This is a genomic window from Collimonas sp. NPDC087041 (assembly GCF_044745265.1).
Lineage (GTDB): Bacteria > Pseudomonadota > Gammaproteobacteria > Burkholderiales > Burkholderiaceae_D > Collimonas.
Window position 1 is genome coordinate 101,668 of record NZ_JBIUZX010000004.1, and the last position, 11,132, is coordinate 112,799.

At 57.2% G+C, this 11,132-nt stretch carries 7 protein-coding genes; 4 read left to right on the plus strand and 3 right to left on the minus strand.

The features are described 5' to 3' along the window. Positions 1-235: 235 nt before the first annotated feature. Positions 236-1,570: an ankyrin repeat domain-containing protein gene (locus tag ACIPF8_RS08800; RefSeq protein WP_400419720.1), complete on the minus strand. Its 1,335-nt coding sequence runs from the start codon at positions 1,568-1,570 to the stop codon at positions 236-238. 359 nt (positions 1,571-1,929) lie between these two features. Beyond that, positions 1,930-3,603, minus strand: coding sequence for a propionate catabolism operon regulatory protein PrpR (gene prpR / locus ACIPF8_RS08805; RefSeq protein WP_400419721.1), 1,674 nt, complete (start codon positions 3,601-3,603; stop codon positions 1,930-1,932). A 262-nt stretch (positions 3,604-3,865) separates the two neighbouring features. On the opposite strand from prpR, the gene prpB reads away from it, so the two are divergent. From prpB to prpF, 4 genes are all read left to right on the plus strand, one after another. Continuing rightward, entirely contained in the window at positions 3,866-4,753 is an 888-nt protein-coding gene (gene prpB / locus ACIPF8_RS08810; RefSeq protein ID WP_400419724.1) for a methylisocitrate lyase, read from the plus strand. A 49-nt stretch (positions 4,754-4,802) separates the two neighbouring features. Then, positions 4,803-5,966: a 2-methylcitrate synthase gene (gene prpC, locus ACIPF8_RS08815; RefSeq protein ID WP_400419727.1), complete on the plus strand. Its 1,164-nt coding sequence runs from the start codon at positions 4,803-4,805 to the stop codon at positions 5,964-5,966. Between the two features lie 124 nt (positions 5,967-6,090). Then, a complete protein-coding gene (gene acnD / locus ACIPF8_RS08820) occupies positions 6,091-8,685 on the plus strand; it encodes a Fe/S-dependent 2-methylisocitrate dehydratase AcnD (RefSeq protein WP_400419730.1) in 2,595 nt (864 codons plus the stop codon). Between the two features lie 210 nt (positions 8,686-8,895). Continuing rightward, positions 8,896-10,086: a 2-methylaconitate cis-trans isomerase PrpF gene (prpF, locus tag ACIPF8_RS08825; protein WP_400419732.1), complete on the plus strand. Its 1,191-nt coding sequence runs from the start codon at positions 8,896-8,898 to the stop codon at positions 10,084-10,086. Between the two features lie 108 nt (positions 10,087-10,194). Here the strand turns inward: prpF and ACIPF8_RS08830 are convergent, their stop codons facing one another. Further along, complete coding sequence (locus tag ACIPF8_RS08830) at positions 10,195-11,097, minus strand: TonB family protein (RefSeq protein WP_400419734.1); 903 nt, start codon at positions 11,095-11,097, stop codon at positions 10,195-10,197. Positions 11,098-11,132: the final 35 nt, after the last annotated feature.

The window sequence follows — 11,132 nt, forward strand, 5'->3', positions numbered from 1 at the left end:
GTTTGGCAGTTGAAGCACCCGGGGCGCTGGTTTATGGGTCTTTTACTGCACCATAACCCAAGATCAAGACGGGGCGATTTATGCTCATTGATTCAAACACAATCTGGAAGACAGTTCCAAATTTGTTGAATGTCATAAATCGCCCGAAAGCGGTCGTCTCAATTTTTCACAGAACGGGACTTTATAAAAAGCATCTGTTGTATCTGTGCACAAGGATAATCCAGTCTAAGATCGATTACTTTGTGTCCCCAATCTGCTTCCTAAGCAGTGCCGCAAGCTCCGGATGATCTTTCCTTTCCGCCAAGGTCGCGGAATCTGCCCCTCCCTTTTTTGCTTTTATATCCGCACCTTTCGCGAGCAGCATCCTGACGACTTCGGCATTACCGTCATCTGCCGCACTGAGAAGTGGTGTCCAACCGTTCTTGTCTGAAAGGTTGGGATTGGCGTTCAAATCAAGCAAGACCTTAACCATCTTCGTCTGGCCACGATTTGTCGAGATGAGAAGTGCAGTCGATCCGTCCTCGGCTCGCGCATCAACGGAGACGCCCTTCTTAGAGCTAAGCGCCTTTGCCAACTGCTCCCCCATTGCCTCCGACGTCCCATAAGCCATAACTTGATCGAGTTGCGGTTCAATCGCCAAGGCCGTTTGAAAATATTTTTCCGCGCCGGCCCCAGCGCCTTGCGCCACCATGTCAGCCCACTTCCGATAGATGGCAAACGCGAGAATACGCCGCCCCATGCCGTAATCCATAACCTTCAGTGCCGCATTGGCCTGCTCGATTGCCTCGTCATTTCGGCCGAGAGTTGCACTCAAATAGTCCGCGTACTCCCCACGTAGCCAAGCATTGGTTGGGCGAAGTTTGATTTGCTTCTTATAAAGCGCGACAACCTTGCTGGCGTCTCCCGACTGCTTGTAACTCCTGATTAAAAAGCCATACGCTGAAGACAACGCCTTTTTGTTGGAAGTGCCGCTTTTTAGCACGCGCCGCCACCGCTCGGTGGCAGCTGAAAACTCACCTCGGGCAATATTCAGGGAAGCCCAGTTCAGTTGTAGCCATGGGTCGTCGGTTCCAAGTATCTCCGCTTGAGTCAACGACTTCGCAGCGTCATCAAGTTGAGTCTGCTCCATCTGAATATATCCAAGATAAACATAGCCTTCTGCAAAACTTGGGTTGATCCGAATCGACTCACGAGCCAGCGCTTCTGCCGTATCAAGCGTTCCCGGTACGTAATTTCCAATCGTGTAGAAATATGTTCCATTCTTTACATTGCGCGAATTGATGTAGCCAGCCATTATCTGAAGGCGCGCTAGCTCCTTAAACGCAAAATAATTTTGAGGGTCCAACTTTAACGCTTCTGCAAGTTTCTGTTGCGCCTGCTCCAGAAGCTGTCCTTCCCCGTGCCAAGAGTTAAGTAGGTCACCAGCCGCTTTGACGTCCTGTTTGCTTTGCGCCACCGACTCTTTCGTTGCTGCGGTTGAAATCCCCGTCACTATAAAAATCAACAAACACCCCGCAATTGATACGGTGGCCTTGAGAATCTTCGCCATAGATCCGCCATTTTTTTGCATAACTACAATTCCTCACCAAAAGTTAGTTTATTTTCAGCAATATTATCAGTAAGAGCATTAGAAATGTGTATTCCATTGCAACTAGAACTCATTTATCTTCTAACAATGACGAGGTAGTCGAGCATCGGCATTCATTGGATCTAAAGTTCAAATACAAGATGAAGCAATTGAGGCGAGTTTGTGACGGGTACAAATGAAAAGCCTGACGACGACAGCCCGCTTTATTTAAGGCTTGGTCAAGAGACCAATCACGGAAGTTAATGAGATAGATAAAGAATTGTTTTTGCGGGTATCAGTGCGGGTACATTTCATTTAATAGGAATGCAAACCATTTTATTAATTGGGTTTACAAGAACTATTCAACTCCACCTATCTCTATTGATCTTGCGCCAAAGCGTAGTACGACTAATGCCAAGGTGTTTGGCCGCCGCCTCACGATTGCCATTGAAACGTGCCAACACATCCGCAATGCTTTCAGCGTCCTCTGACGCGGCACTTGAAGCAATCGGTGCGCTCGCCAGCGCAGGCGACAATGTCCGCGCAGCAAACTCCGGCGCAACGCTGATAATGAAAGCCGGCGACAGCGCCTGCAGCGGCTCAGCTGCCAAAAACAGCGCCAGCCTTTCCATCAGGTTGCGCACCTCACGCGCATTGCCAGGCCACGCATACGCGCCGAGCAAGGGTGCGCAGGCGACGAGTTCGGCGTGCAGGTTTGGATGTGGCCTAGCGCCTAGCGCGGCCAGCGCTTTTTTCAAACACCATTCGGCCAGAACGATCAGATCTTCGGGACGTTCGCGCAGCGGCGCCAGCGTCAGGCGCAATACGGCGAGGCGGTAGAACAGGTCTGCGCGGAAGCGGCCTTCGCGTACGCGCTGTTCGAGATCGCAATGGGTGGCGCTGATGATGCGGACATCGACCGGGATCGGCCGGGTGCCGCCTACCCTTACCACTTCGCGCTCTTCCAGCACCCGTAGCAAACGGGTTTGCAACGGCAGCGGCATTTCGCCGATTTCATCCAGGAACAATGTGCCGCGATGGGCGGCTTCGAACAGGCCGGCATGGCCGCCGCGACGTGAGCCGGTGAATGCCCCCTCTTCGTAACCGAACAGTTCCGATTCCAATAACGACTCCGCAATTGCGCCGCAGTTGACGGCGACAAACGGCTTGTTGCCGGCTAGTGCGCGCGGGTTTTCGCGGTGGATGGCCTGGGCGACCAGTTCCTTGCCTGTGCCGGTTTCGCCTTGAATCAATACCGTGGCTTGCGATTTCGCATATAGCACGATCGACTGGCGCAGGGTTTCCATCATCGGCGAATCGCCGCGCAGGTCGTTGAGGCCGTGCTTGGCGCGCAGCGTGTCGGCCACCGGCGCATTGCGACCATGGCCTTGGCTGCGATTCGATTCCAGTTGCGTCAGCAGCGCAATTTCCAGCGCGTCGTCGAAGGCCTGGCGGATCGATGTCGCGGAATAGACGAAGACCGCAGCCAGGCCGGCTTCTTCGGCCAGATCGGTGATCAGGCCGGCGCCGACAATCGCCTTGACGCCACTGGCCTTGAGTTCATTTATCTGCGCCCGTGCGTCTTCTTCTGTCGCATAGTCGCGTTGCTGGATGTTGAAACCGAAGGCGTTCTGGAATTCCTTGAGCACCGGCATCGTCGACTGGTAAGTGATGATGCCGATGTCGGGCGTGATCTGGCGCGCGCGCGCCAATGCCTGCAGCACGTCGAAGCCGCTGGCCTTGGCGATCACGACCGGCACCGAGAGCCGGCTTTTCAGGTAGGCGCCGTTGGAGCCGGCGGCAATCACGGCGTCGCAGCGCTCGGTTTCCATCCGCTCGCGAATGTAGCGCGCGGCGTCGTCGAAACCGAGATAGATGGGTTCGATGGTCGCGCGATCGTCGTATTCCAGCGTAATGTCGCGGAACAGGTCTGACAGGCGCGAAACCGAAACGGTCCAGATCACCGGCTTTTGGCTGGCGCTAGCAGGATCATTGGCATCGCCGAGCTTACGGCGGGGAGGAAGTGGATGTTGCATGTTTCAAATATGTGGAACATCAATGTTTCAATACACGTAAATGTAACATCGAATGAAACAAATCAATTGCTCAATTTGGCATCAGATGGATTTTATCCTCAACAAAAAATCATCATAAGCCATTGATTTAATGAAACTATTCAAATCCCTGGCACGTTCCCCCGGGAGTCGTTACTTGCGTGGCATGGCGATTGCTCTATAGCAGGAAGATCCATCGTGCAGACATCTGCATGAAACAACCAGCCATTCATCAGGAGAACACATGAGTCAGCATTCCGCAGGCGCCGCCTTCCGCAAGGCGGTACAGGAAGAATCCCCGTTGCAGGTGATCGGCGCGATCAATGCCAATCACGCCTTGCTGGCCAAGCGTGCTGGTTACAAAGCCATTTACCTGTCCGGCGGCGGCGTCGCGGCCGGTTCGCTGGGCTTGCCTGACCTTGGAATTTCCAATCTGGACGACGTGCTGACCGACGTGCGCCGTATCACCGATGTTTGCGATCTGCCTTTGCTGGTCGATGTCGATACCGGTTTCGGCGCCAGCGCCTTCAATGTAGCGCGCACCGTCAAATCGATGATCAAGTTCGGCGCGGCGGCGATCCACATCGAAGACCAGGTCGGCGCCAAGCGCTGCGGCCATCGTCCGAACAAGGAAATCGTCAGCAAGCAGGAAATGGTTGACCGCATCAAGGCCGCCGTCGATGCCCGCACCGACGACAACTTCGTCATCATGGCGCGTACCGATGCGCTGGCAGTGGAAGGATTGGAATCCGCGCTGGATCGCGCGATTGCCTGCGTTGAAGCCGGCGCCGACATGATTTTTCCGGAAGCGATAACCGAGCTGGCGATGTACAAGCAATTTGCCGCCGCGGCCAAGGTGCCTGTGCTGGCCAACATCACTGAATTCGGCTCGACGCCATTGTTTACTGTGGATGAACTGAAATCGGCCGATGTCGGCCTGGTGCTGTATCCGCTGTCAGCGTTCCGCGCGATGAACAAGGCGGCAGAAAACGTCTACGCCGCGATCCGCCGCGACGGCACGCAAAAGAATGTGATCGACACCATGCAGACCCGCATGGAATTGTATGAGCGGATCAACTATCACGATTTCGAGCGGCATCTGGATGCCCTGTTTGCCGCACAAAAGAAATAACGCCCCGATTTCAAGACACCCCGATTCCCTTCCGTCAGGAGACTAAAAAATGAGTGAAGCACAAGCAACTGCGCAGTCGACCCCCTTTAAGCCAAAAAAATCCGTCGCGCTGTCTGGCGTCACCGCCGGCAATACTGCGCTGTGTTCGGTCGGTAAAACCGGCAACGACCTGCACTACCGTGGTTATGACATCCTGGATATCGCCGACACCTGCGAGTTCGAAGAAATTGCCTATCTGCTGGTGCATGGCAAGTTGCCGACTGCCGCTGAACTCAAGGGCTACAAGACCAAACTGAAATCCTTGCGCGGCCTGCCGGCCAGCGTCAAGGCGGCGCTCGAAGCGTTGCCTGCCGCCTCGCATCCGATGGATGTGATGCGCACTGGTGTTTCGGTGCTGGGCTGCACGCTGCCAGAAAAAGATGACCACAATGCACCAGGCGCACGCGACATCGCCGACCGCCTGATGGCATCATTCGGCTCGATGCTGCTGTACTGGTACCACTTCAGCCACAACGGCAAGCGCATCGAAGTCGAAACCGACGACGAATCCATCGGCGGCCATTTCCTGCACCTGCTGCACGGCGAGAAGCCATCGGCCACATGGGAAAAGGCAATGCACGTGTCGCTGATCCTGTACGCGGAACACGAGTTCAATGCCTCCACCTTCACCAGCCGTGTGATCGCCGGCACAGGTTCCGATTTTTACTCGGCCATCACCGGCGCCATCGGCGCCCTGCGCGGTCCGAAGCACGGCGGTGCGAATGAAGTGGCATTGGAAATCCAGAAGCGTTACGACAATCCAGACGAAGCGGAAGCCGATATCCGCAGCCGCGTAGAGAACAAGGAAGTGGTGATTGGTTTCGGCCATCCGGTCTACACCGTCTCCGATCCGCGCAACAAGGTTATCAAGGAAGTGGCGCGCAAGCTATCGGTGCAAGCCGGATCGACTGCGATGTTCGACATCGCCGAGCGCCTGGAAAGCGTGATGTGGGAAGTCAAGAAAATGTTCCCGAACCTGGATTGGTTCTCGGCCGTTTCGTATCACGTGATGGGCGTACCGACCGCGATGTTTACACCGCTGTTCGTGATTTCCCGCACATCCGGCTGGGCCGCGCACATAATCGAACAGCGCATTGACAACAAGATCATCCGTCCATCGGCCAACTATGTCGGCCCGGACAATCTGGAGTTTGTGCCGATCGCCAAACGCTAACGTTAAAATCTCCGTCATTCCCGCGAACGCGGGAATCCATTTTCCCTTCCATCGTCAGCAATGTGGATTCCCGCGTTCGCGGGAATGACGAAGCAAGGTGATATTTTCCTTTCCCGACTGAGCCATGAACACAGCAAACCGCAAACCCCTGCCCGGCACCAAGCTGGATTTCTTCGACACGCGGGCAGCTGTCGATGCGATCCAGCCTGGCGCCTACGATAAACTGCCGTACACCTCGCGTGTGCTGGCCGAGAACCTGGTGCGCCGTTGCGACCCGGCGACACTGACCGACTCCCTGAAACAGTTCATCGAACGCAAACGCGACCTCGACTTCCCGTGGTTCCCGGCGCGCGTGGTGTGCCACGACATCCTGGGCCAGACTGCACTGGTCGACCTCGCCGGCCTGCGCGATGCGATTGCCTTGCAAGGCGGCGATCCGGCGCTGGTCAACCCGGTGGTGCCGACGCAACTGGTAGTGGACCACTCGCTGGCCGTTGAATGCGGCGGTTTCGATGCCGACGCCTTCGACAAGAACCGCGTCATCGAAGACCGTCGCAACGAAGACCGCTTCGACTTCATCAACTGGACCAAGAAGGCGTTCAAGAACGTCGACGTCATCCCGCCAGGCAACGGCATCCTGCACCAGATCAACCTTGAGCGCATGTCGCCGGTGATCCAGGTGAAAGACGGCGTCGCCTTCCCGGACACGCTGGTCGGCACCGACAGCCACACGCCGATGGTGGATGCGCTGGGCGTGATCGCCATCGGCGTCGGCGGCCTGGAAGCGGAAAGCGTGATGCTGGGCCGCGCCTCGTGGATGCGCCTGCCGGATATCATCGGCGTTGAATTGACGGGCAAGCCACAGCCGGGCATCACCGCGACCGACATCGTGCTGGCGCTGACCGAGTTCCTGCGTGCGCAGAAAGTTGTGTCGTCTTACCTGGAATTCTATGGCGAAGGTGCCTCCCACCTGACGCTGGGCGACCGCGCCACCATTTCCAACATGGCGCCGGAGTTCGGCTCCACTGCCGCGATGTTTTACATCGACGAGCAAACCATCAAATACCTGAAGCTCACCGGTCGCGACGATGCGCTGGTCAAGCTGGTGGAACTGTACGCCAAGGAAACTGGTCTGTGGGCCGACAGCCTGAAGAATGCCGAGTACGAACGTGTGATTCGCTTCGACCTGTCTTCCGTGGTGCGCAATATCGCCGGTCCATCCAATCCGCACAATCGCGTGCCGACTTCGGAACTGGCAGCACGCGGCATCAGCGGCACAGTAGAAAACGAACCCGGCTTGATGCCTGACGGCGCCGTGATCATCGCTGCCATCACCAGCTGCACCAACACCAACAACCCGCGCAACATGATTGCCGCCGGCCTGCTGGCGCGCAATGCGAATGCGCGCGGCCTGCTGCGCAAGCCTTGGGTAAAAAGCTCGCTCGCTCCCGGCTCCAAGACAGTCGCGCTGTATCTGGAAGCAGCAGGATTGCTGCCGGAACTGGAAAAACTGGGCTTCGGCGTCGTGGCATTTGCCTGCACCACCTGCAACGGCATGAGCGGCGCCCTCGATCCGGTGATCCAGAAAGAAGTCGTCGAGCGCGACCTGTACGCCACCGCCGTCCTCTCGGGTAATCGCAACTTCGACGGCCGTATCCATCCTTACGCCAAACAGGCTTTCCTGGCCTCGCCGCCGCTGGTAGTGGCCTATGCGATTGCCGGCACCATCCGTTTCGACATCGAAAAGGATATCCTCGGCATCGACGCCGCCGGTCATCCAGTGACCCTGAAAGACATCTGGCCATCCGATGAAGAAATCGACGCCATTGTCGCTGCCAGCGTCAAGCCTGAGCTGTTCCGCAAGGTCTACGAACCGATGTTTGCCGTGGTCGCCGATAACGGCGAGAAAGTCAGCCCTCTGTACGACTGGCGTCCGCAGACCACCTACATCCGCCGTCCGCCGTACTGGGAAGGCGCACTGGCCGGCGCGCGCACGATGAAGGGCATGCGGCCGCTGGCGGTATTGGGCGACAACATCACCACCGATCACCTGTCGCCATCGAACGCCATCATGCTCGATAGCGCCGCCGGCGAATACCTGGCCAAGATGGGCTTGCCGGAAGAGGATTTCAACTCCTACGCCACGCATCGCGGCGATCACCTCACCGCACAGCGCGCCACCTTCGCCAATCCGACACTGAAGAATGAAATGGTAAAGGAAAACGGCAAGGTCAAAGCCGGCTCGCTGACCCGCGTCGAACCGGAAGGCAAGGTCACGCGCATGTGGGAAGCCATCGAGACTTACATGGAACGCAAGCAGCCACTGATCGTGATCGCCGGCGCCGACTACGGTCAAGGCTCCTCGCGTGACTGGGCCGCCAAAGGCGTGCGCCTGGCTGGTGTGGAAGCCATCGTAGCGGAAGGCTTCGAGCGCATCCACCGCACCAACCTGGTCGGCATGGGCGTGCTGCCGCTGGAGTTCAAGGCGGGTGTGAACCGCAACACCTTGCAAATCGACGGTAGCGAAACCTTCGACGTGCTGGGCGAACGTACGCCGCGCACAACGCTGACGCTGGTTATCAATCGCAAGAATGGCGAACGCGTGGAGGTACCCGTGACCTGCCGTCTTGATACCGCGGAAGAAGTGTCGATCTACGAAGCCGGTGGCGTGCTGCAGCGTTTCGCGCAGGACTTCCTTGAATCGTCGACGGCTGCCTGAGATGCGACAGACGCAATCTGGTTTTCGTCCCGCTTAACACGCGCAGCTAACGTCGGAGTGAGTTAATTGGGGTCGGAGTTTTTTTCGCGGTGTTTTCGAAAAAAACTCTGCCCCCAGATGACTCTGCCCTCACATTACTGGACGCATCCGCGTGGGCACAAGTGCCCACCCTACTTTTGATCGAAGAAAACATCATTAGGACAACATGATATGACCCACGCACCCCAGATCAAGACCGCCGCCACCTACATGCGCGGCGGCACCAGCAAAGGCGTGTTCTTCCGCCTGCAAGATTTACCCGAAGCGGCGCAAACACCAGGCCCGGCGCGCGATGCGCTGTTGTTGCGCGTCATCGGCAGCCCGGACCCTTACGGCAAGCAGATTGACGGCATGGGCGGCGCGACTTCCAGCACCAGCAAGACAGTCATCCTGTCCAAGAGCAGCAAACCAGATCACGATGTCGATTACCTGTTCGGCCAGGTCGCGATCGACAAGGCCTTTGTCGACTGGAGCGGCAATTGCGGCAACCTGTCGGCCGCGGTCGGCCCGTTCGCCATCAGTAGCGGCATGATCGATGCCAGCCGCATTCCGCAAAACGGCATCGCCACGATCCGCATCTGGCAAGCCAACATCGCCAAGACCATCGTCGCGCATGTGCCCATCACCAACGGCGCAGTGCAGGAAACCGGCGATTTCGAGCTCGACGGCGTCACCTTCCCTGCCGCAGAAGTACAACTTGAATTCATCGCTCCGGCTGCCGACGAAGATGGCGCAGGCGGCTCCATGTTCCCCACCGGGAACCTGGTGGACGACCTCGAAGTACCTGGCGTCGGCACGTTCAAGGCCACCATGATCAACGCCGGTATCCCGACCATCTTCCTCAACGCCGAAGCGCTCGGCTACACCGGCACCGAACTACAGGACGCCATCAACGGCGATCCCGCCCCACTGGCAAAATTCGAAACCATACGCGCGCATGGCGCACTGCGCATGGGCCTCATCAAGAAGCTAGAGGAAGCCGCCAACCGCCAGCACACGCCGAAGGTCGCCTTCGTCGCCAAGCCAGCCGGCTACGTTTCCTCCAGCGGCAAGCAAGTCGCCGCCGCCGATATCGATCTGCTGGTGCGCGCGCTATCGATGGGCAAGCTGCATCACGCCATGATGGGCACCGCCGCCGTCGCCATCGGCACCGCTGCCGCGATCCCCGGCACGCTAGTGAATCTCGCCGCCGGCGGTGGTTCGTTGAACGCAGTGCGCTTCGGCCATCCTTCCGGCACCTTGCGTGTGGGAGCAGAGGCCAGCCAGGTCAATGGCGAATGGAGCGTGACTAAAGCGATCATGAGCCGCAGTGCGCGGGTGTTGATGGAGGGATGGGTGCGGGTGCCGGGGGATGTGTTTTGATGTTGACCAAACCATACGGTGGCTACGGGCTGTTCGGAATGACCAACAACACAGCCACACCTGGCCATCGCATCGTTGATTTATAACGATACCGAGATATCCATCACCTCAACCAGGCGGAGGCTTCGGCCGCACATCACGCGGCCCGCTGATGCTTTCAAAATTCTGAGGTACTTGTCCGGAGTTATCAACTGGGTAAGGTTGCGATTTCTCAATCGCGCTGCGTACCGCTTCGTCAAATTCGGGATTACCTGACGTTTTGGTTAGCGTCATCCCGGAGACTGATCCATCGGGGAGCAACGATACTGCGAACACTACGCGTGAATTGCTCTCTCTGTCCGCAGCCGATGTCTCATAGAGCGTGTTCGCAGCGATCATGGCCTTTACGCGCGCCATCCAATCGGCATTGTCTGGCGCCTCTTGTAATTTGGCTGGAGGGCTGTTTGCGGTGCCGACATCCGGATCGGCAACTCTGACGTCCTGATCGGATACAGCGTCATCCGATGCTATTTGTTTATATGAATCGGTAGGCGGCTGCGCCACGACCTGCGTCTGCGCTGGTTCTGTCATTCCTTGATCTGCCTGCGTCGGCATCATCTTTGCTTGCGCCTGACGTTGATTCACTGCTGCATCAGACGGCAGTTGTGGGATCGAAACAACGGGATTTTCGCGCGACAGTTTTGCTACATTTCCATCACCACTAGAGACAGCAGCAATTTGATTATTTTGTGGCTCGATCACGGCATAGGACGTTTCGGGCGAAACCGTTATCGAAGCCATCGCAGGGCGCAAAATTGTCGTGGTCAACTCAGATTGACGGCTTTCAGCAGGCGCATTTTCATCCGGCGCTGAACTCCATATTTCGGCATCGACCGATTCCAGTCTGCTGCTTTTCCAACATACACCGAACCACAAGAGCGCAAGCAGCAGTGCGTGAACCGCCATTGCCAGCACGATCGACGCCCATTCGCCACGCTCTTCAGTAATCAATATTGATGCTGACTTCTCCACCTTTCGCCAACCTAGTTACGTTGAACTCCTATGCA

Excerpts from the sequence above, each read along its gene's own strand:
- ACIPF8_RS08800 (WP_400419720.1), bottom strand. The coding sequence starts at position 1,570 with ATGCAAAAAAATGGCGGATCTATGGCGAAGATTCTCAAGGCCACCGTA.
- prpB (WP_400419724.1), top strand. The coding sequence starts at position 3,866 with ATGAGTCAGCATTCCGCAGGCGCCGCCTTCCGCAAGGCGGTACAGGAA.
- prpR (WP_400419721.1), bottom strand. The coding sequence starts at position 3,603 with ATGCAACATCCACTTCCTCCCCGCCGTAAGCTCGGCGATGCCAATGAT.
- acnD (WP_400419730.1), top strand. The coding sequence starts at position 6,091 with ATGAACACAGCAAACCGCAAACCCCTGCCCGGCACCAAGCTGGATTTC.
- prpF (WP_400419732.1), top strand. The coding sequence starts at position 8,896 with ATGACCCACGCACCCCAGATCAAGACCGCCGCCACCTACATGCGCGGC.
- prpC (WP_400419727.1), top strand. The coding sequence starts at position 4,803 with ATGAGTGAAGCACAAGCAACTGCGCAGTCGACCCCCTTTAAGCCAAAA.